21 protein-coding genes are annotated in these 18,910 nt (G+C 73.1%); 14 read left to right on the forward strand and 7 right to left on the reverse strand.

What is annotated here, in order from left to right; translation table 11 throughout:
- Positions 1–80: 80 nt before the first annotated feature.
- A complete protein-coding gene (locus E9228_RS12750) occupies positions 81–959 on the reverse strand; it encodes an ABC-2 transporter permease (protein WP_166780942.1) in 879 nt (292 codons plus the stop codon).
- Positions 956–1,885, reverse strand: a complete 930-nt coding sequence (locus E9228_RS12755; RefSeq protein WP_166780943.1) for an ABC transporter ATP-binding protein — start codon at positions 1,883–1,885, stop codon at positions 956–958. Before E9228_RS12755 ends, E9228_RS12750 begins: the two co-directional genes overlap by 4 nt.
- 196 nt (positions 1,886–2,081) lie before the next feature.
- Between E9228_RS12755 and allB the strand changes: the two genes are divergently transcribed.
- Genes allB through E9228_RS12785 form a run of 6 tightly spaced genes read left to right on the forward strand, consistent with a single transcriptional unit; the run spans position 2,082 to position 9,520 of the window.
- Entirely contained in the window at positions 2,082–3,518 is a 1,437-nt protein-coding gene (gene allB / locus E9228_RS12760; RefSeq protein ID WP_166780944.1) for an allantoinase AllB, read from the forward strand.
- A 1-nt stretch (position 3,519) separates the two neighbouring features.
- Positions 3,520–4,581 (forward strand): acetamidase/formamidase family protein, encoded by a 1,062-nt coding sequence (locus E9228_RS12765; protein WP_166780945.1) that lies wholly within the window; start codon positions 3,520–3,522, stop codon positions 4,579–4,581.
- Positions 4,572–6,113 (forward strand): AtzH-like domain-containing protein, encoded by a 1,542-nt coding sequence (locus E9228_RS12770; protein ID WP_341849887.1) that lies wholly within the window; start codon positions 4,572–4,574, stop codon positions 6,111–6,113. The genes E9228_RS12765 and E9228_RS12770 overlap by 10 nt, the downstream gene beginning before the upstream one ends.
- Positions 6,114–6,156: 43 nt before the next feature.
- The gene (locus E9228_RS12775) at positions 6,157–7,413 is read left to right on the forward strand and encodes an aminotransferase class V-fold PLP-dependent enzyme (protein ID WP_166780946.1); all 1,257 of its coding nucleotides are present in this window, start codon (positions 6,157–6,159) and stop codon (positions 7,411–7,413) included.
- Complete coding sequence (locus E9228_RS12780; protein ID WP_166780947.1) at positions 7,410–8,696, forward strand: allantoate amidohydrolase; 1,287 nt, start codon at positions 7,410–7,412, stop codon at positions 8,694–8,696. Before E9228_RS12775 ends, E9228_RS12780 begins: the two co-directional genes overlap by 4 nt.
- Positions 8,693–9,520, forward strand: a complete 828-nt coding sequence (locus tag E9228_RS12785) for a MurR/RpiR family transcriptional regulator (RefSeq protein ID WP_166780948.1) — start codon at positions 8,693–8,695, stop codon at positions 9,518–9,520. Before E9228_RS12780 ends, E9228_RS12785 begins: the two co-directional genes overlap by 4 nt.
- Here E9228_RS12785 and E9228_RS12790 read toward each other — a convergent pair.
- Positions 9,487–9,981, reverse strand: coding sequence for an SRPBCC family protein (locus E9228_RS12790; protein WP_166780949.1), 495 nt, complete (start codon positions 9,979–9,981; stop codon positions 9,487–9,489). The genes E9228_RS12785 and E9228_RS12790 overlap by 34 nt on opposite strands.
- Positions 9,982–10,017: 36 nt before the next feature.
- Between E9228_RS12790 and E9228_RS12795 the strand changes: the two genes are divergently transcribed.
- The 4 genes from E9228_RS12795 (at position 10,018) to epsC (ending at position 13,820) form a co-directional block, all read left to right on the forward strand.
- Positions 10,018–11,118 carry a putative sulfate exporter family transporter gene (locus E9228_RS12795; protein WP_166780950.1) on the forward strand — a complete coding sequence of 367 codons (1,101 nt, stop codon included), beginning with the start codon at positions 10,018–10,020 and terminating at the stop codon, positions 11,116–11,118.
- A gap of 53 nt (positions 11,119–11,171) precedes the next feature.
- Positions 11,172–12,236 carry a dipeptidase gene (locus E9228_RS12800; protein ID WP_166780951.1) on the forward strand — a complete coding sequence of 355 codons (1,065 nt, stop codon included), beginning with the start codon at positions 11,172–11,174 and terminating at the stop codon, positions 12,234–12,236.
- A 64-nt stretch (positions 12,237–12,300) separates the two neighbouring features.
- Positions 12,301–13,239, forward strand: a complete 939-nt coding sequence (gene cysK / locus E9228_RS12805) for a cysteine synthase A (RefSeq protein ID WP_166780952.1) — start codon at positions 12,301–12,303, stop codon at positions 13,237–13,239.
- Positions 13,236–13,820 carry a serine O-acetyltransferase EpsC gene (gene epsC / locus E9228_RS12810; protein ID WP_341849888.1) on the forward strand — a complete coding sequence of 195 codons (585 nt, stop codon included), beginning with the start codon at positions 13,236–13,238 and terminating at the stop codon, positions 13,818–13,820. Before cysK ends, epsC begins: the two co-directional genes overlap by 4 nt.
- Before the next feature lie 35 nt (positions 13,821–13,855).
- Here the strand turns inward: epsC and E9228_RS12815 are convergent, their stop codons facing one another.
- Entirely contained in the window at positions 13,856–14,155 is a 300-nt protein-coding gene (locus tag E9228_RS12815; RefSeq protein WP_208386162.1) for an excalibur calcium-binding domain-containing protein, read from the reverse strand.
- Positions 14,156–14,279: 124 nt separating this feature from the next.
- Here E9228_RS12815 and E9228_RS12820 point away from each other — a divergent pair, with 124 nt between their 5' ends.
- A complete protein-coding gene (locus E9228_RS12820; protein WP_166780953.1) occupies positions 14,280–14,663 on the forward strand; it encodes an MmcQ/YjbR family DNA-binding protein in 384 nt (127 codons plus the stop codon).
- 29 nt (positions 14,664–14,692) lie between these two features.
- Here the strand turns inward: E9228_RS12820 and E9228_RS12825 are convergent, their stop codons facing one another.
- Complete coding sequence (locus E9228_RS12825; protein WP_166780954.1) at positions 14,693–15,328, reverse strand: MOSC domain-containing protein; 636 nt, start codon at positions 15,326–15,328, stop codon at positions 14,693–14,695.
- Between the two features lie 153 nt (positions 15,329–15,481).
- Here E9228_RS12825 and E9228_RS12830 point away from each other — a divergent pair, with 153 nt between their 5' ends.
- From E9228_RS12830 to E9228_RS12840, 3 genes are read left to right on the forward strand one after another with little or no spacing between them, the layout of a single operon-like run.
- Positions 15,482–16,048 (forward strand): sigma-70 family RNA polymerase sigma factor, encoded by a 567-nt coding sequence (locus E9228_RS12830; protein ID WP_166780955.1) that lies wholly within the window; start codon positions 15,482–15,484, stop codon positions 16,046–16,048.
- On the forward strand, positions 16,045–16,686 hold the full coding sequence (locus E9228_RS12835; protein ID WP_166780956.1) for an Asp23/Gls24 family envelope stress response protein: 642 nt from the start codon (positions 16,045–16,047) through the stop codon (positions 16,684–16,686). The genes E9228_RS12830 and E9228_RS12835 overlap by 4 nt, the downstream gene beginning before the upstream one ends.
- Positions 16,683–17,030 carry a hypothetical protein gene (locus tag E9228_RS12840; RefSeq protein ID WP_166780957.1) on the forward strand — a complete coding sequence of 116 codons (348 nt, stop codon included), beginning with the start codon at positions 16,683–16,685 and terminating at the stop codon, positions 17,028–17,030. Before E9228_RS12835 ends, E9228_RS12840 begins: the two co-directional genes overlap by 4 nt.
- 15 nt (positions 17,031–17,045) lie before the next feature.
- On the opposite strand, the gene E9228_RS17150 is transcribed toward E9228_RS12840, so the two are convergent.
- On the reverse strand, positions 17,046–17,930 hold the full coding sequence (locus E9228_RS17150; protein WP_252728136.1) for an aggregation-promoting factor C-terminal-like domain-containing protein: 885 nt from the start codon (positions 17,928–17,930) through the stop codon (positions 17,046–17,048).
- Between the two features lie 362 nt (positions 17,931–18,292).
- Positions 18,293–18,748 (reverse strand): MarR family winged helix-turn-helix transcriptional regulator, encoded by a 456-nt coding sequence (locus E9228_RS12850; RefSeq protein ID WP_166780958.1) that lies wholly within the window; start codon positions 18,746–18,748, stop codon positions 18,293–18,295.
- Positions 18,749–18,910 lie beyond the last annotated feature (162 nt).

Below are 18,910 nucleotides of genomic sequence, written 5' to 3' on the forward strand. Positions count from 1 at the left end.
ACCCGGCCGGACGACGGGAGGCCCGTGGCGGAGTCGCCACGGGCCTCCCGTGTTGGTGGTGCTGGGCCGTGCCGACCGGGTCAGACGTCCCGGCGCTTCGCCACCGTCATCGCCAGGGCGTTCACCACGACCACCTCGGCCAGGAGCACACCGCCGCCGCTCCAGCCGTTGAGCGTGATGCCCTTCGGCGCAGGGGCACCGGTGTCGAACTGGTACAAGTTCGCGCCGGCCGCATCGGGCAGGAACTTCGTCAGGTCGTTGAGCCAGTCCAGGTTCGCGAGTGCGGCGACCAGGCTGATGACCACGGGCAGGACCAGCAGGATGCCGAGCGTGATCGCGATGCCACCGGCGCTCGAGCGGACCAGTAGACCGATGCCGAACGCCAGCAGCGCCAGCAGGGTGACGTCGACCGACGCACCGAGGATCGGCATCCACACCGACGGGTCCGCCAGGTCGGGCTCGAGGCCCTTGCCGGCCTGCAGCGCCGTCGAGATCGCCACGCCGATCCAGTTCGCCACCGCGCTGACGACGAAGGTGGTGACCGCGAGCACCGTCGCCTTCGCGACGAGGACCCCGATCCGGCCGGGGTCGGCGGTGAACGTCGACCGGATCTGCCCGGTGCCGTACTCACCGGTGATGATGAGCACGCCGAGCACCCCGACGACCAGGGCGGTCAGGTAGACGCTGACCGTGTTGATGTTGACGATCATCGCGTTCGCGCCGACCGCCGTCTGCTCGGCTGCGGACGGCTCCGAGACCGACCCGAGCAGGACCGCGAGGCCGAGTGTCAGGGCGACGATGACGGCGTAGCACCAGAACGTCGACCGGATGCTGCGGAACTTGATCCACTCGCTACGGACCAGTCGGGTGTAGCCGAGGTGCACGTCGCGCGAGGACAGGTCCCCACGGTGTCGGTGCTGCTGGGTGGTCGGCTGGTCGGTCTTCTGCGGGGCGCTCATCGGGCTCCCTCCGATCGGTACTCGACGTCGTCGCGGGTGAGGGCCATGTAGGCCTCCTCCAGGCTCGCGCCGGTCGGGGTGAGTTCGTGCAGGACGACGCCGGCGCGGGCGGCGATGTCGCCGACCGTCGGTGCGTCCGGGCCGACGACCAGGAACGACCCGTCCTCGCGCGGGGTGACGGTGGCGTTCGGACCGATCGCGGTGAACAGCTGGTCGGGCATCGGGGTGCGGACGACGACGCGGGCCAGGGCGACGCTGCCCTCGGGTCCACCGGCACCGGCGACGAACTCCGCGATCGGGGCGTCCGCGAGCACCTTGCCGCGACCGAGCACGACCACGCGGTCAGCGGTCTGGGCCATCTCGCTCATGAGGTGGCTGGAGAGGAACACGGTCCGGCCCTCGCCGGCCATCCGGCGGGCCAGCTGACGGACCCAGAGGACACCGTCCGGGTCCAGGCCGTTCACCGGCTCGTCGAGGATCAGGGTCTGCGGGTCACCGAGGAGCGCCGCGGCGATGCCGAGTCGCTGCCCCATGCCGAGCGAGAAGCCGCCGACGCGCTTGCGGGCGACGGACTCGATGCCGGTCATGTCCATCACCTCGTGCACCCGCTGCTTCGGGATGCCGTGCGTGGCCGCGAGCGCGAGGAGGTGGTTGTAGGCGCTCCGACCGGAGTGCACCGCCTTCGCCTCGAGCAGTGCGCCGACCTGCCGGAGCGGGTCACGGAAGCTCTGGTACGGCCGCCCGTTGACGGTCGCCGTGCCGGAGGTCGGCTGGTCGAGTCCCATGATCATGCGCATGGTGGTCGACTTGCCGGCACCGTTCGGGCCGAGGAAGCCGGTGACGCTGCCGGGGTGCACGACGAACGAGACGTCGTCGACCGCGAGCTTGGGGCCGTAGCGCTTGGAGAGGTGCTGTACTTCGATCATCGCGGCCCACCGTACGGGGGCCACGGACGCGGCCGCCTCCCCCTGGAGGTGGAGATCGCGACCTGCCCCGTCATCCTGCCGAGCGCCTCCCGTCCATCCGTCGTCACGGAACGATCGTTCCGGGACGGGTGCGATGTCACACGGTCGTCACACGGGGGAAACGGGCGGCGCGACCGGGGTCCGTAGCTTCGTGCCCATGCAGACGCCCACCACACCCGCTGCCGCCCCGGAGGACGTCTCGGCGACCGGGGTCGCGGGACCCGGCGCGACACCTGGCTCCCCCCGCACGCCGCAGCCCGTCGACCTCGTCCTCCGTGCCCGCCGGACCTGGGTCGACGGCGCCTTCCGGCCCGCCGCCGTCGTCGTCGGGGACGGCCGCGTGACCTCCGTCGAGCCGTTCGACGCCGAACTCGTCGCGTACCACGACGAGACCGTCCCGGACGGGCACGTCCTGCTGCCCGGACTCGTCGACACCCACGTCCACGTGAACGAACCCGGCCGCACCGAGTGGGAGGGCTTCGCCTCGGCCACCCGAGCAGCCGCCCTCGGGGGCGTGACGACGATCATCGACATGCCGCTGAACTCGATCCCGGCCACGGTGGACGTCCCCGCGCTGCGCGTCAAGCGTGCCAGCGCCACGGGACGCGTCGCGGTCGACGTCGGGTTCTGGGGCGGCGCGGTCCCCGACAACGCGGGAGCCCTCGCCGCGCTGCACGACGCCGGCGTCTTCGGGTTCAAGTGCTTCACCGCACCGTCCGGGGTCGACGAGTTCCCACACCTCGACCCGACCGAGCTGCGTGCTGCGATCGCCGAGGTCGCCGCCCTCGACGCGCTCCTCATCGTCCACGCCGAGGACCCGGACCACCTCGTCGACCACGACGCCCTCGGTCCCCGCTACCAGGACTTCCTCGACACCCGACCCGTGCAGGCCGAACGGTCCGCCATCGCCCGCGTCGTCGACGGCGCCCGGGCGACCGGTGCCCGGGTGCACGTCCTCCACCTCTCCGACGCCGGTGCACTCCCGATGATCCGGGCCGCGAAGGACGACGGCGTGCGCATCACGGTCGAGACCTGCCCGCACTACCTGGCATTCGAGTCCGGCTCGATCCCGGACGGCGCCACCGCGTACAAGTGCTGCCCGCCGATCCGCGACGACGCCAACCGGGACGCCCTCTGGACCGGGCTCCTCGACGGCACGATCGACATGGTCGTCTCGGACCACTCGCCGTCGACCGCCGACCTCAAGGTCGACGACTGGGGGCTCGCCTGGGGCGGAATCGCCGGGCTGCAGGTCGGGTTCCGTGCGCTGTGGACCGAGGCCGGCCGTCGCGGACTGCCCCTCGACGCGGTCCTGCCCGCCGTCACGACCGGACCGGCGGCGCTCGCCGGGTTCGCCGACCGCGGCCGGATCGCGCCGGGCGCGCTCGCGCACTTCGCCGTGTTCGACCCCGACGCCGAGTCCACGATCGACGTCGACACCCTGGCGCACCGGAACCCGGTGTCCGCGTTCGACGGGCTGCAGGTGCGCGGCCGGGTCACCCAGACCTGGCTGCGCGGCGAGCGGATCACCGGGACCACCGACGGGGTCACGACCGTCGACGTCGTCGCCGGAGTGCTGGTCGACCGTGGCTGAGATGCTCACCGCCGCCGACGTGCACCTCGGTTCGACGCCCGACGACGTCCTGTGGGGTCGATTGCCGAGCCGCGAGGACGCCCCCGTCCGGACGGTCGCCCCGGGCACCGTGGTGACGATCGACACCGTCAGCCACGAGGGGCTGCTGGCCGACCAGGGTTCCGACCCGGTGGCGTTCTTCGGTCGGCACGGCGTCGGGTCGGATGCGGTGCTCCAGGACGCGATCGACATCGTGCGCGACCTCGACCGGGACGCCGCCGACGGACCGCACGTGGTGTCCCGGCCGATCGCCGTCGCCGGAGCCGGACCGGGCGACGTGGTGTCGGTGTCGGTCCTCGCGGCGGTTCCGCGTGTGCCGTACGGGGTCATCTCGAACCGGCACGGTCGCGGTGCGCTGCCGGGGGAGCTCCCGCGCGGCGACGGACCCGTCTCGGTGTTCGCCGACGTCGTGACCCGCGACGGTGTCGACCACGGCCGACTGCCCGTGGTGCAGGGCGGTCCGCGCGTGGTGACCTTCCCGCTCCGGCCGTTCCCCGGCATCGTCGGGATCACGGTCGACAGTGACGTCCGACCGCACTCCGTCCCACCGGGGGCGCACGGCGGCAACGTCGACATCGCGCTGCTCACCGCGGGGTCGACGCTCCACCTGCCCGTGCAGGTCCCGGGAGCCGGCGTGTACGTCGGCGACCCGCACTTCGCCCAGGGTGACGGCGAGGTCGCCCTCACCGCGATGGAGGCCTCGCTGCGCCTGACCCTGCGCCTCGACGTGGTCCCGCGCGCCACCGCGCTCCGGCGGTTCGGCGCCCTGGTCGGTCCGATCGCCGAGACGACCGACTTCCTCGTCCCGACCGGGATGGACGCCGACCTCGACGAAGCCGTGCGCCGCTGCGTCCGGGCGGCGATCACGCTGCTCCGTGCACGGTGGGGCGTCGACGAGCACCTGGCGTACGCGTACCTCAGTGCGGCGACCGACTTCCGCATCTCGCAGGTCGTCGACCTCGTCTGCGGTGTGCACGCGACCATCCGCAAGGCGGACTTCGACGCGGTGACGACGTGCGGCTGACGGGGACGTGGCCCGCCGGCCTCGAGTCGGCGTTCCACCGCTACGAGGACGCCCTGGTGCGGGACGACACCGCGGTGCTCGACGCGCTGTTCGAACCCGGTCCGGGCACCCTGCGCGGCGACGGCGCGGGCCTGCTCCGCGGTCACGAGCAGATCAGCGCCTTCCGGTCAGCCCGGGGCGGCGTCGCCCCTCGGGTGCTGGTCGACGTCGACGTGCAGGTCCTCGGCCCCGATGCCGCGGTGGTCGTGGGCATCTCGCGGTTCGTCGACGGCGGGCGGGGGCTGCAGACGCAGCTCTGGTGTCGGACGGACGGCACGTGGCGGATCCGCACGGCACACGTCACCGGACGTGCGACGGCGTTCGACCGGTCCGTCTGGCGTGTGCTCGGCGACCCGCTCGTGCCGGGCGCAGGCGCAGGCTCCGCGCCGCTCGCCGGGGTCCGGGTGGCGGTGAAGGACCTCCTCGCGGTCCGCGGCCAGGTGATCGGTGCGGGGAACCCGACGTGGCAGGCAGCAGCGGCCGTCGAGGACGAGCACGCTCCCGCGGTCGCGGTGCTCCTCGACGCCGGTGCTGCCGTCGTCGGGATCGCCCGGACCGACGAGTTCGCCTACGCGCTCGCCGGGCGGAACGCCCACTCCGGCACGACGCCCAACGGCGCGGCACCCGAGCGGATCGGCGGCGGTTCGACCTCCGGTCCGGCGTCGGCGGTGGCGCTCGGCCAGGCGGACCTCGGGCTGGGCACGGACACGGCGGGCAGCATCCGCGTCCCGGCGTCGTACCAGGGGCTCTGGGGACTGCGGACGACCCACGGTGCGGTCCCGCGGGACGGTGTGCTGCCCCTGGCGCAGACCTTCGACACGGTCGGGTGGCTGACGCGGGGGCCCGAGCTGCTCCGCCGGGTCGTCGAGGTCACGCTCGGTGAGGCCGGTACCACGCCGACCGGCATCGACACCGCCGCGCTGCTGCTCAGCGAGACGCTGCTCGACGCCGCGGAGCCCGACACACGGCGTGCGTTCGTCGACTGGACCGAGCGCACCGGTCGCGCACTGCACCCCGTCGCGCTCCCCGACCTGGACGAGCTCGCGGAGACGGTGCGGATCGTCCAGGCCGCCGAGGCCCACCGGAACCACGGCGCCTGGATCGCAGCGCATCCGGAGGCGCTCGGATCCGACGTGGCCGAGCGGTTCGCGGCAGCGGCGGCCGTGACCGTGGACCAGGAGGCGGTCGCGCGCGTCCGTCTCGTGGAACTCCGGACCGCCCTCCGACGGGCCGTCGGGAACGGGGTCCTGGCCCTCCCCACCGTGCCGGGACCCGCACCGAGCCGCACGGCCGACACCGCCGCCGTGCTCGTCACCCGTCGGGCCACGCTGCGGATGACGGCCGTCGCGGGGATCGGTGGGCTGCCCGCGATCAGCATCCCGGCGCTCGAGATCGCGGACGCTCCCGTCGGTGTCAGCCTCGTCGGACCGGTCGGGGCGGACCGGGCACTCGTCGACCTGGCCACCGACCTCACCGCCGCAACACGCCTGTAACCCGCGTTCCCGTAGCCTCGCCCATGGAACGGAAGGACCGACCATGCACCCCGTGAACCCGCCCGCACGCCTCCTGATGGGCCCCGGACCGATCGACGCCGACCCCCGCGTGCTCCGCGCCCTCGCCACGCCGCTCGTCGGGCAGTACGACCCGTGGATGACCGAGACGATGAACCAGACGCAGGAGCTGTACCGCCGGGTGTTCGGCACCCGGAACGAGGCCACCGTCCTCGTCGACGGGACCTCGCGTGCCGGTATCGAAGCCGCCCTCGTCTCACTGCTCGCCCCCGGGGACAGCGTCCTCGTCCCGGTGTTCGGTCGGTTCGGGCACCTGCTCGCCGAGATCGCCGGACGAGCCGGAGCGACGGTCCACACGATCGAGACGGAGTGGGGTCAGGTGTTCCCGACCTCGGTCATCGAGGACGCGATCGTCCGGGTGCGGCCGAAGCTCCTCGCTGTGGTGCAGGGCGACACCTCGACGACGATGAACCAGCCGCTCGACGAACTCGGAGCGATCTGCGAGCGACACGGCGTGCTCTTCTACACGGACGTCACCGCCTCCGTCGGCGGGAACCCGCTCGAGGTCGACGCCTGGGGCATCGACGCCGTCAGCGCCGGACTGCAGAAGTGCCTCGGCGGCCCCTCCGGCAGCGCCCCGCTGTCCCTCTCACCGCGGGCGGTCGCGGTCCTCGACACTCGTCGGAGTGTCGAGGCGGGCATCCGCGAGCCCGGTGACGACGTGTCCGAGCACCCGATCCAGTCGAACTACCTCGACCTGGCGATGATCATCGACTACTGGGGCCCCCGCCGCCTCAACCACCACACCGAAGCCGCGTCGATGCTCTACGCCGCGAACGAGTGCGCCCGGATCCTGCTCGAGGAAGGCCGCGACGCCGTGGTCGAACGGCACGCCCTCGCCGGCCGCGCGATGCTCGAGGGTGTCCGCGGGCTCGGACTGACCGTCTTCGGCGACGTCAGCCACAAGATGCACAACGTCGTCGCCGTCGAGATCCCCGACGAGGTCCACGGCGACGCGGTCCGGTCCGCCATGCTCGAGGACCACGGGATCGAGATCGGCACCTCGTTCGGCCCCCTGCACGGTCGAGTGTGGCGGATCGGCACGATGGGCTACAACGCCCGCAAGGACACCGTCGTGACGACCCTGTCCGCCCTCGAACAGTCGCTGCGCCGCGGGGGGAAGTCGGTGCCGCAGGGCGGTGGTGTCGACGCAGCCCTCGACGTCTACGCAGGACTGAGCGCCGAGCTCGACGCGCAGCTCGACGGGGCGGTGCCGGCGTGAGTGCGGCCGTGCAGGTCCCCGTCGCCAGTGCCTCGGCCCGTGCGTCCGCCGACCGCATCGTCGCCCGCTGCGACGAACTCGCGGCGGTCAGCGAGACCACCGACCACATCACCCGCGTCTACCTGTCGCCCGAGCACGCCCGCGCGAACGCGGTCGTCCGGACCTGGATGGCGGACGCCGGCCTCGACACCTGGCAGGACGCCGCCGGCAACCTGCACGGGCGCAGCCGTCACACCGCGGCGGGCGCCCCGGTCCTGTTGCTCGGCTCCCACCTCGACACCGTGGTGGACGCCGGCCGCTACGACGGCGTGGTCGGTGTCCTCATGGCGATCGAGGTCGCCGCCCGCCTGGGTCCGGACCACGCCCCGCTGCCGTTCGCGCTCGAGGTCATCGCGTTCTCCGACGAGGAGGGCACCCGGTTCGGCAAGGCCCTGCTCGGCTCCTCCGCGGTCGCCGGCGTGTGGGACGAGTCGTGGTGGGACCTCCACGACGGCGACGGCACCACCCTCCGTGCCGCCTTCACGTCCTTCGGCCTCGACCCGGAACAGGTCGGGCAGGCCGCCGTCGACCCCGCCGCCCTCGTCGGCTACCTCGAAGCGCACATCGAGCAGGGGCCGTACCTCGAGCACGCCGGACAGGCCCTCGGCGTCGTCACCAGCATCGCGAGCGCCCGGCGGTTCACCGTGCGGGCGGTCGGCGAAGCGCGGCACGCCGGCGGCACCCCGTACGAGCGGCGCCACGACGCCCTGCTCGCCGCCGCCGAGGCCGCCCTCGCCGTCGAGCGGATCTGCCGGGCGGAGCAGCACATCGGCACGGTCGGCACGATGTCCGTCGAGCCCGGAGCGGTCAACGTCGTCCCCGGCCTGGCCACGTTCGCGGTCGACCTCCGCGGCGAGTTCGACGACGGCCGCGACCGGGTGTGGGACGAGATCGCCGACGCGTTCCGGGCGATCGGAGCGCGGCGTGGCGTCGACGTCACCCCGACCGAGATCCACCGGGCGCCCGCCGTCTTCTGCGCCCCGCACCTGATGGACGCCGTCCGCTCGGGCATCGTCAGCACCGGCGAACCGGCACCGCTCGAGCTGTTCTCGCGCGCGGGGCACGACGCGATGTCGCTCGGTCTGGTGACCGACGTCGCGATGCTGTTCCTCCGCAACCCGGACGGCATCAGCCACCACCCGGACGAGTTCGTCTCCGCGGCGGACGTCGCCCTCGGGATCGACGCACTCGCCGGAGCAGTCGAGCACCTCGCCCGCACGACGACGAACGGTGCCGACTCATGAGCGTCCCCGACGTCCGCGGACGCATCGACTCGGTCTGGGAGCGACTGTCACCGGCCGAGCGTCGGGTGGCCGCGATGATCCGGCACGACCCGGAGCTCCTGCTCGTCGGGACGTCGGCGCAGCTGGCCGTCGAGTCCGGCACCTCGAAGGCGACGGTCTCGCGGCTCGTCCGTTCGCTCGGGTTCCAGGACGCCGCCGAGGTCCGTCAGAACCTCATGTCCGCGCGGGGGACCGGTCTGCCCTGGGCCGCCGAGGACGCCGCCCACGTCGACCAGCGGGCGGTGGAGGCGCGTAACCTCGACGCGGCGTTCGCCTCCCTGGCCCGCGCCGACCGTCCGCGCCTCGCCCGACGCATCGTCCGCGCACGCCGGGTCCTGGTCCTCGGCGAGCGCGGCGCGTACCCGATCGCGCTGCAGCTCCGTGCCCAGCTCGCGCAGGTGCGTCCCGACGTCCGGGTCGGGCCGGCGCCCGGGCAGCGTCTGGGGGAGGAGGTCGCCGACCTCGACCGCCGGGACCTCGTGGTCATCGTCACGGTCCGCCGGCACGCCGCCGGGGTCGACCGGGTCGTCCGGCACTGCGTGGCGACCGGGGCGGACGTCGTCGTCATCGGGGACCCGACGGCCGCGGTGATCGCCGCTCCCGCGACCACCGCGGTGCTCTGCCCGGTCGACTCACCGTCGGCGTTCGACTCGTTGGCGGCGCTGTTCGCGGTCGTCGCGGCGATCACGAACGACGTGTACGAGGCGTCCGGGCCGTCGGGCCGGACCCGGGTGGAAGCGGTGGCGAGCGCCTACGACACGCTCGGCGAACTCGCCGGCCCCTGACCGGTGCCGGCCGCACCGAGCTCGTCCGCGAGCGACCGGTTCCGCTCCTGGATCAACCGCACCAGGTAGCGCCGCAACACCAGTCCCTCGGCGATCCGTCCGAGCACGCCGAACGGCGCCCGGAACGCGATCTCGTCCACCATCCGGGTGCCGGTGGCAGTCGCCTCGAACCGGTGCTGGTGCCGGAACCGGGCGAACGGCCCACGCACCTGTTCGTCGACGAACGCGTGGGGTGCCTCCAGGGCGGTGACCTCGTTCGTCATCCGCCACACGACCCCGAAGTGTCGGGCCCGCCAGGTGACGCGCTCGCCGATCCCGATGACCCCGTCGGTGCGGCCGGCCACGGCCTGCTCACCGGTGGCCGCCATCGACCGCAGGTGCGCCCCGATGTCCAGCGACAGGGCGAACGCCCGCTCGGGCGGTACAGGCAGGTCGGTCACGATCCGGAAAGCAGCGCTCACCCCTCGATCCTGGCGCACGGACGGCAGGATGGTCACGTGACCGACGCCGCCCCGACTCCGCTCGACCGTGCCGGGAGGCTCGTCCCCGGCCTCGCGCTCGCCACCGGCATCGCCGTGGTCGCGACCGTCATCGGGCGGTTCCTGCCGGTCGTCGGAGCGCCGGTCAGCGGCGTCGTGATCGGCGCGGTCCTCGGCACCGTGCGGCGTCCCGGCCCGGTGTTCCGGCCGGGCATCACGATCGCCAGCAAGACCGTGCTGCAGTTCGCCGTGGTCCTGCTCGGGGCGCAGCTGTCGCTCCTGCAGGTCGCCCGGGTCGGGGTGCAGTCGTTGCCGGTGATGCTCGGCACCCTCGTCATCTGCCTGCTCGCCGCCTGGGGGATCGGCCGGGCACTCGGGGTGGTCGGCAACCTGCGGACCCTGATCGGGGTCGGCACGGGCATCTGCGGGGCGTCCGCGATCGCTGCCGTCACCCCGGTGATCGGCGCGGTGTCGGTCGAGGTGGCCTACGCGGTGTCGACGATCTTCCTGTTCAACGTGGCCGCGGTCGTCGTCTTCCCCGTCATCGGGCACGCCCTCGGCATGAGCCAGCACGCGTTCGGGCTGTTCGCGGGGACGGCGGTGAACGACACGTCGTCGGTCGTCGCCGCGGCGAGCACGTACGGCTCGGGGGCGGCGGACTTCGCGGTCGTCGTCAAGCTCGTCCGGACGCTCATGATCATCCCGGTGGTCCTCGGCCTCGCGTGGCTGGTCGGACGCCGGGCGGAGGCGTCGACGGTCGGAGACCGGCCGGCAGCCGGCGACGTGGCGTCGGACGGGACGGCGATCGACCCCACGGTCGTGCCGGCGCGCCCGAGGTGGTCCCCGCGCCGAGTGTTCCGTCTGGTGCCGTGGTTCCTCATCGGCTTCGTGCTCGTGGCCGCCGTGAACTCGACCGGCGTGGTCCCCGGCCCGGCGCACCCGGCGATCGCCGCGGTCGCCGCGTTCCTCATCACCGTCGCCCTGAGCGCGATCGGCCTGTCCACGGACCTCGCCGGGTTCCGCCGCGCGGGGTTCCGACCGCTGGTGCTCGGCGGATCGCTCTGGATCGTGGTGTCACTGTCGAGCCTCGGCCTGCAGGCGCTCACCGGGAGCATCTGAGGTCGTCAGACGACCGGACCCGCCCGGCTGACCCGGCCCGGTACGGTCGGGGCATGGACCTCGACACCCTCGCCTTCCCCGTCATCGACGGCCACAACGACCTGCCGTGGGAGCGCCGTGAGACGCACGGGTCCGGTGTCGAGGGCATCGACTCCGAGGCCGACTCGCTGCACACCGACCTGCCGAAGCTCCGCGCGGGCGGGGTCGTCGGACAGTTCTGGTCGGTCTTCGTGCCGGTCGAGGAGCCCGACCCGGTGCGGACGACGCTGCAGCAGATCGACCTCGCCCACCGCATCATCGAGCGGTACCCGGACGACCTGGCCCTGGCCCGCACCGCCGCCGAGGTGCGGGCCGCGATCGCCTCGGGTCGGATCGCCTCGCTGCTCGGAGCCGAGGGCGGCCACTCGATCGGCGACGACCTGACGGTCCTCCGCGACTTCGCCCGGCTCGGCGTCCGCTACATGACGCTGACCCACAACGACGACACCCCATGGGCCGACTCGGCGACCGGTGCCCGGGCCCACGGCGGCCTGACCGACCGGGGTCGCGAGGTCGTCGCCGAGATGGAACGGATCGGCATGCTCGTCGACCTGTCGCACACGGCGCCCGCCACCATGCGGGACACCCTCGACGTCGCCACCCGGCCGGTGGTGTTCAGCCACTCGTCGACCGTCGCGATCGACGACCACCCCCGCAACGTCCCGGACGACGTGCTCGCCCGCCTCGCCGACAACGGCGGCGTGGTGATGACCACCTTCGTGCCGAAGTTCGTCTCGCGTGCCTGGGCCGACTGGGAGGAGGCCGGCGCGACCGGGGAACCGCCCCTCGTCACGGTGTCCGACGTCGCCGACCACGTCGAGCACGCGCGCGACGTCGCGGGCGCGGCGCACATCGGCCTCGGCGGCGACTACGACGGCACACCGGTGCTGCCGCCGGACCTCCGCGACGTCTCGCGGTACCCGGTGCTCGCCGTGGAGCTCCGCCGTCGGGGTTGGGGAGACAGCGACCTGCGGGCACTCGCCGGCGGCAACGTCCTCCGCGTGCTCGAGGCGACGGACGACCGGTTCGCCCGGACGGCGCACGTCACACCCGGGGTGCGCCCCATGACCGGTCGCTAGGATCGGGCCGCACACCGAGCCTCCTGGGATGGAGGCCGTGGGACCGACGTGAGGACGCGAACGCATGACCGGCACCATCTACGACGACATCTCCCAGGCCTTCGGCAACACCCCGCTCGTGCGGCTGAACCGACTGCCCCAGGAGGGCGGGGCCGAGGTCCTCGCCAAGCTCGAGTTCTACAACCCGGGCGCCAGCGTGAAGGACCGTCTCGGCGTCGCGATCATCGACGCGGCGGAGGAGTCGGGTGACCTCGAGCCCGGCGGCACGATCGTCGAGGGCTCGTCCGGCAACACCGGCATCGCGCTCGCCATGGTCGGCGCCGCGCGCGGCTACAACGTCATCGTGACGATGCCCGAGACCATGAGTGTCGAGCGTCGAGCCGTCATGCGCGCCTACGGTGCCGAGATCGTCCTGACCCCCGGCTCCGAGGGCATGAAGGGCGCGGTCTCCCGCGCGGCCCAGATCGTGGACGAGACGCCGGGCGCGATCCTCGCCCACCAGTTCGAGACGGCGGCGAACGCCGCGATCCACCGCAAGACGACGGCGCAGGAGATCCTCCGCGACACCGAGGAGCACGTGGACGTGTTCGTCGCCGGTGTCGGGACCGGCGGCACCATCACGGGTGTCGGTCAGGTCCTCAAGGAGCGGGTGCCGGGCGTGCAGATCATCGCGGTCGAGCCCGCGGACTCGCCCCTCCTCACCAAGGGCACCGCCGGCCCGCACAAGATCGCCGGCATCGGAGCGAACTTCATCCCCGAGGTCCTCGACCGTTCCGTCATCGACGAGGTCATCGACGTCGAGCTCGACGACGCCCTGCGGGTGGCTCGGGCACTGGCGACCGAGGAGGGCATCCTCTCCGGCATCTCGTCGGGGGCGATCATCCACGCCGCGCTGCAGGTCGCGGCACGTCCGGAGAACGCCGGCAAGCGCATCGTCGCGATCGTCTGCGACACCGGCGAGCGCTACCTGTCGACGGTGCTCTACGAGGGGCTCACTGCGTGACGACGGCTCCACGTCGCGGCGTGCTGCGGACCGTCCGGGAGGACCTCGCCGCCGCACGCCGCGGAGACCCCGCCGCGCGCGGGGACCTCGAGAACGCGATCGTGTACTCGGGGCTGCACGCGATCTGGACCTACCGGGTCACGCACCGGCTCTGGATCGCCGAGGGTCTGCCCGGATCGCGGACTGCGGCGCGGATCCTCGCGCAGGTCGCGCGGACGCTGACGGGCATCGAGATCCACCCCGGCGCGCGCATCGGCCGCCGGTTCTTCATCGACCACGGCATCGGTGTCGTGATCGGCGAGACCGCGGTGGTCGGCGACGACGTCCTCGTCTTCCACGGGGTGACCCTGGGCGGTCGGGGCGGAGGCCCGGGGCCGGGTTCGAAGCGTCACCCCACGGTCGGTGACCGGGTCGTCCTGGGCGCCGGTTCGGCGCTGATCGGCGGCATCACGGTCGGCGACGACGCGGTCATCGGTGCGGGGACCGTCGTCACGAAGGACGTGCCGGCGAACTCGGTCGTGACCGGGGTCGCCGGCACCGCACGTCCCCGGTCCGGGCACGAGGGCGTACCGGAGCTCTGAGGCCCAGCGGTCCGGCGTTCCGGGGCAGCGGCGGGTCAGCTCTTCTCGCAGGCGATCCCGTCGGCGTCGCGGTCCATCTTCTTGTTCGCCCGGTACAGGGCGTCGTCCTTCTTCACCGTGCCCTTGAGCGCGCGGTACGAGGTCTTCCCGCCCGAGGTCACCTTGTTCTGCGTGACGGACTTCTTCGCGATGCCGCCGGAGTACACCTGGTGGACGGCGGTGCAGTTGGCGAAGACCCGCGGTGCGGCGGAGGCGCTGGTCGCGGTGCCGGCCACACCACCCAGGGTCAGTGCGAGGGTGACGGCGGCGATGCCGAGGGTGCGGGTGGTCTTCACGGGTTCCTCCAGGAGGGGCGGTCGCCGACGTCGGGTACGCGGCACGACGAGGGTACCGGGATTCGTGAGACATGTTCACCCCCACAACGAGGCAGGAGCGGGCGGCATCGGGCATCCTGGTGCGATGGACGGGACCACCCTGCACGCGGTCGTCGCACGGACCGCGATGGCACTGCCGGCAGTGACCGAGACGCAGCCGTTCGGCGAGGGCGCCGACGTCTACAAGGTCGTCGACAAGATGTTCGCGATGACCTCGGAACTGCGCGGGGTGGCGATCGTGAACCTCAAGTGCGCCCCACCACACGGGGCCGCGCTGGTCCGGGACTTCGCCGAGGTCACGCCGGGCTGGCACATGAACAAGCGGCACTGGATCACGGTGTCACCGGGCGAGGCGATCGACGAGCAGATGGTCGAGGACCTCGTCGCGAACGCCTGGGACCTCGTCGTCGCCGGCCTCCCGCGGGCCCGCCGCCCGTTCGACCCGGGCCGGGGCGGCGAACCGGCCTGACGCGCTCGTCCCGTCCGCACCACCCGCGGTCAGACGGCAGCGCGCCGGAGCGCGAGCTGCGCCTCCCGGACGACCTTCGGCGCGAGCCGGTCGCCCATCGCGAGCACCGCCGTCGCCTGCTCCGCCGAGAGCCCGGCGGACATCTGCCCGATCGTGACCCCGTGCTCCGGCCGCTCGAGCACGGTCACCCCGTCGCCCGCGGCGACGGAACCGGACCTGCGGACCCGGAGGTAGGCACCGGGCCTGCCCTCCTCGGCGAAGCGCTTGACCCACTTGTCGATCTTCATGCGGCGCGCGAAGGTCCCGCACGGGATCCGCGGGATGGTGACCTCGAGTTCCAGGGTCTCGCCGATGCGCAGGCGTTCCCCGATGACCAGGCCGGTCACGTCGATGCCCGTCGTCCGGAGGTTCTCGCCGAACAGTCCGGGCGTGATCGGCCGGTCGAGCTGCTCGGCGAAGTACGCGGCGTCCTCGTCGGCGTAGACGTAGACGGCCTGGTCCTCGCCGCCGTGGTGCTTGCGGTCCGCCTGCACGTCCGCGTGCAGTCCGAGCGGGCGGACGCGGACGGGGCCCTCGACTGGACGTTTGTCGATGGCCGTGATGCCGATCGTGCCGGAGTCGCGGAGCAGCTGTTCGACGCGGCAGACGGCGGTGACGATGGGCATGGGTCCACCCTGCCGTACGACGGACCCGGCGTGCACCCGGCAGCCGGCCGGACGGGCTCCGGACCGTCCGACGATCGTGCCCGGGGGCGCCTCGCACCCGTGTCCGCGCTCGACACGCGGGCCGGTCCACCCCGGCACCGGTAGAAGGGGACCGTGCAACCGCAGCGTCACCGGACGGAACTCGTCGACCTCGACGACGAGGTGCTGGCCGCCCGCGCCACCGACGGCGACGTCCGGGCGTTCGAGGTGCTCATCCGCCGGCACACCCCGCTGCTCCGTGCCTACGCACGCCGGACCCTCGGGTCCACCGACGAACTCGACGACGTGGTGCAGGAGACGTTCATCACCGCCTGGGACCGTCTGGACGCGCTCGAGGACCGGCGGCGGGTCAAGGCGTGGCTGATGCGCATCCTCAGCCGCAAGTGCCTGGACCGCATCCGCGCGCGGCGGGACCACGACGACGTCACCGAACTCGAGATCGCGGCGCCGTCCGAGGGGGCACCGGAACGGGTGGCCGAGGCCCGGTCCCGCGAGGACGCCGTCGACCGGGCGCTGGCCGAGCTGCCGGCGGACCAGCGGCGCTGCTGGGTGATGAAGGAAGTGCTGGAGTACCGGTACGAGGACATCGCCGAGGAGCTCGGCCTGCCGCCCTCGACCGTCCGCGGACTGCTGTCCCGTGCCCGGAAGAACATGATCAGACTCATGGAGGGATGGCGATGACCGCTGCACCCGGACCGCACGAGCCCGACCTCGCTTCCCTCGAACCCGAGGACCTGGACGGGCACACGATCGACGAGCTCTCCGACTACCTCGACGCCGGCATGGTCCCCGCGGACCCGACGATCGACGACTCCCCGGCGTGTCAGAACGCCCTCGCCGCGATCATGCGGCTGCGGAGCGCGTCGCTCGGGTCCCTGGACGAGGCGGCGAAGGCCGAGGCCCCGGCCGACGAGTCCTGGATCGGCGGGGTCCTGGCGAACATCTCGCTCGAGGTCCGCGCCGGCCGGGACATCCCGCTGCGTGCCGAGGCGCCGACCGAGCACCCGGTGATGACCGAGGGAGCCGTCCGTTCGCTGGTGCGTCGCGCGGGGGACTCCGTGCCGGGTGTCGTGGTGTCCCGCTGTCTCCTGGACGGCGACGTCACCGAGCTGGCGTCGCCGGTCCGGGTGCGCGTCGAGATCGCGGTCGTCGCCGGGCACCGGATCGTGCCGACCGCCGACGCGGTCCGGCTGGCGGTGGCGGAGGTCCTCGCGACGCAGACGGACCTGACGCTCGCTGCCGTCGACGTCCTGGTCCGGGACCTCATCACGCCGACGACCGCCGACGGGGTCGGCACCGACGAGGAGGCACCACGATGACCGAGGACACCCTGGGCACCGAGCCGGTGCCGGACCCGGTGTGGACCGACGACGCGCTGCTGGCCGTCGAAGCCGTCGTGCTCGACGTCGCGGGCGTCACCGACCTCTACCGGGGGCGCACGTCGGTCGGCAGCGCGGTGGCGGCGGTCCGACGTCTCGGATCGTCCGACGCTGCGCCGCGGATCGCGGTCGACGGCGCGGTGCTCCGGATCGTCATCGGCACGGACGGTGCCGCGCCGGCACCGACCGTCGCCCGGGCGGTGCACGACGCGGTCCTGGCGGCGGCGCGTGCTTCCGGCCGGCAGCCGACACGCATCGACGTCCGCGTCGCGCGGATCGGCTGACCGCCCGCTGGCGGCTCAGTACCAGTTGACCGCCTGCGAGTGCGACCACGCGCTGCACGGGGTGCCGTAGGAGCTCTTGATGTACTGCAGACCCCAGGCGACCTGCGTCGACGCGTTGGTCTGCCAGTCCGCCGCGATCGACGCCATCTTCGAGCCCGGCAGCGCCTGCGGGATGCCGGTCGCGCCACCGTCCGGGTTGACCGCCCGGTAGTCCCAACCGGACTCCTTGGTCCACAGGCTGTCCAGGCACTGGAACTGGTCCGTGCCCCAGCCGTACTGCGACGACGCCATCGCGGCGGCTGCGGTCTTCGCGCCGGCGGGGGTGTTCGCCTGCGCCTGGGCCTCGGCGGCTGCCTGCTCCGCTGCGGCCTTCTCGGCGGCTGCCTGCTCGGCGGCTGCGGCGTCCGCGGCACGCTTCGCCGCGGCTTGCCGGGCTGCGGCTGCCTCGGCGTCGGCGTGGTCCTGGTCGGCGCTCGCCTGGGCGACGTCCTGCGTGGTGTCGACCGTCGAGACGATCCGCGCGGTCAACGCGGAACCGGACAACGACGTGTAGTCGGACAGCGACGCGATGCGCTGCTCGAGCCGCCCGGTGTCGGTCTTGTCGTTGGCGTCACGGACGACGGTGCGGGCCGTCGAGATCGTGGCGGCCGCCTGGGCCCGGTCGAGGTCCGTGCCGGACAGGTGCGGCGTCGCGGTGGCGGTGGGGACGCCGAGCACTTCGCCGAGTGCGGGCTGGGTGATGGTGAGGGCGCCGCCGGCGATGGCGACGACCGCGGCGCTGCCGGCGACCAGGACGCCGTGCTTGCGGAGGGCCCGGCGCATGCGGCGGGAGGGGGTGTCGAGGGCTGCACGGCGGGTGCCGGGAGCCGGGGTGCTCGTGCGGGGAGTGGTTCTCGTCATCGTTTCCGGGTGTCGGCCGGCTCGTGGTGCGGATCCGTGCAGCGTCGAGGCGCGCGACGTGCACACGGGTGGTGTGCACGCCGGTCACCGGTGTCCGTGGGCCGTCGGGGGACGGTCAGGACGCCGGAGGGACAGGAGGCTGGGGACCTGCTGTCGTCGCGTCGTCGCGTGGACCCGCGAGCCGGGGGAGGACCGGACGGTGATGTGGGGCCCGTCCGTTCCGCCTCGGTGCGGTGACGATCACGTCACTCGCGGGGGCGAAGCGGCAACGATGACCCGGGATCCTGGGCGTGACGTCAGCACCGGGTGTCCGAACGGTCGGTCCACCGCCCGGTAACGGTTCGGTAACGAGCTGCTGGCGGTCAGCGAGCGGGGGTCGCCGGTCTGGTCGGACTCTGGGCCACCCGCTCGAGGGCGTCGAGCGCTCGCGCGATCGAGTCGACGTCATCGGGGGACAGCTCCGCGATGAGTCCGACGACGATGCCGGTGCGCTGCGAGCGGGCGGTGTCGACGGCGTCCATGCCGGCCTGGGTCGCGCTCACCATGAAGGCACGACCGTCGCGCGGGTCCGGGTCGCGGGCGATGAACCCGCGCTGTTCGAGCTCGGTGAGGATGCGGGTCATCGTCGGCTTCGTCACGACCTCGATCCGCGACAGGTCGCCGGGGCGGAGGGGTCCGTGCTGCACGATCGAGGCCAGCGCCGAGACGATCCCGTAGCCGAGCGATGCCGAGTCCGTCCGTGCTCGTCGGTTGATCCGGCCGACGGCCGCGGCGAGGCGGGCGGCGACCTCGGTGCGGTCCGGGTCGAGGTCGGTCATGGGCGCTCCGCGGGTGTGATTCGGGTGGTGAGCCTGATCGTAGCGGTCAGGGAACGCACGTCGAACGGGGGACACGGCGGCGATCGCCGCGGGAGGCGTGCTGTCCCGAGAACGCGGACCGCCCACCTCGACCGGGCAAGGCGGGCGGCTTCCTGTACGGGC

Origin of the sequence: Curtobacterium salicis (genome assembly GCF_011759505.1) — a bacterium.
Classification (GTDB): domain Bacteria; phylum Actinomycetota; class Actinomycetes; order Actinomycetales; family Microbacteriaceae; genus Curtobacterium; species Curtobacterium salicis.

What these genes read in the sequence shown, in the direction of transcription:
- E9228_RS12750 (WP_166780942.1), bottom strand. Translation starts at nt 959, where the DNA reads ATGAGCGCCCCGCAGAAGACCGACCAGCCGACCACCCAGCAGCACCGA.
- E9228_RS12755 (WP_166780943.1), bottom strand. Translation starts at nt 1,885, where the DNA reads ATGATCGAAGTACAGCACCTCTCCAAGCGCTACGGCCCCAAGCTCGCG.
- allB (WP_166780944.1), top strand. Translation starts at nt 2,082, where the DNA reads ATGCAGACGCCCACCACACCCGCTGCCGCCCCGGAGGACGTCTCGGCG.
- E9228_RS12765 (WP_166780945.1), top strand. Translation starts at nt 3,520, where the DNA reads ATGCTCACCGCCGCCGACGTGCACCTCGGTTCGACGCCCGACGACGTC.
- E9228_RS12775 (WP_166780946.1), top strand. Translation starts at nt 6,157, where the DNA reads ATGCACCCCGTGAACCCGCCCGCACGCCTCCTGATGGGCCCCGGACCG.
- E9228_RS12785 (WP_166780948.1), top strand. Translation starts at nt 8,693, where the DNA reads ATGAGCGTCCCCGACGTCCGCGGACGCATCGACTCGGTCTGGGAGCGA.
- E9228_RS12800 (WP_166780951.1), top strand. Translation starts at nt 11,172, where the DNA reads ATGGACCTCGACACCCTCGCCTTCCCCGTCATCGACGGCCACAACGAC.
- cysK (WP_166780952.1), top strand. Translation starts at nt 12,301, where the DNA reads ATGACCGGCACCATCTACGACGACATCTCCCAGGCCTTCGGCAACACC.
- E9228_RS12820 (WP_166780953.1), top strand. Translation starts at nt 14,280, where the DNA reads ATGGACGGGACCACCCTGCACGCGGTCGTCGCACGGACCGCGATGGCA.
- E9228_RS12825 (WP_166780954.1), bottom strand. Translation starts at nt 15,328, where the DNA reads ATGCCCATCGTCACCGCCGTCTGCCGCGTCGAACAGCTGCTCCGCGAC.
- E9228_RS12835 (WP_166780956.1), top strand. Translation starts at nt 16,045, where the DNA reads ATGACCGCTGCACCCGGACCGCACGAGCCCGACCTCGCTTCCCTCGAA.
- E9228_RS12840 (WP_166780957.1), top strand. Translation starts at nt 16,683, where the DNA reads ATGACCGAGGACACCCTGGGCACCGAGCCGGTGCCGGACCCGGTGTGG.
- E9228_RS17150 (WP_252728136.1), bottom strand. Translation starts at nt 17,930, where the DNA reads ATGACGAGAACCACTCCCCGCACGAGCACCCCGGCTCCCGGCACCCGC.
- E9228_RS12850 (WP_166780958.1), bottom strand. Translation starts at nt 18,748, where the DNA reads ATGACCGACCTCGACCCGGACCGCACCGAGGTCGCCGCCCGCCTCGCC.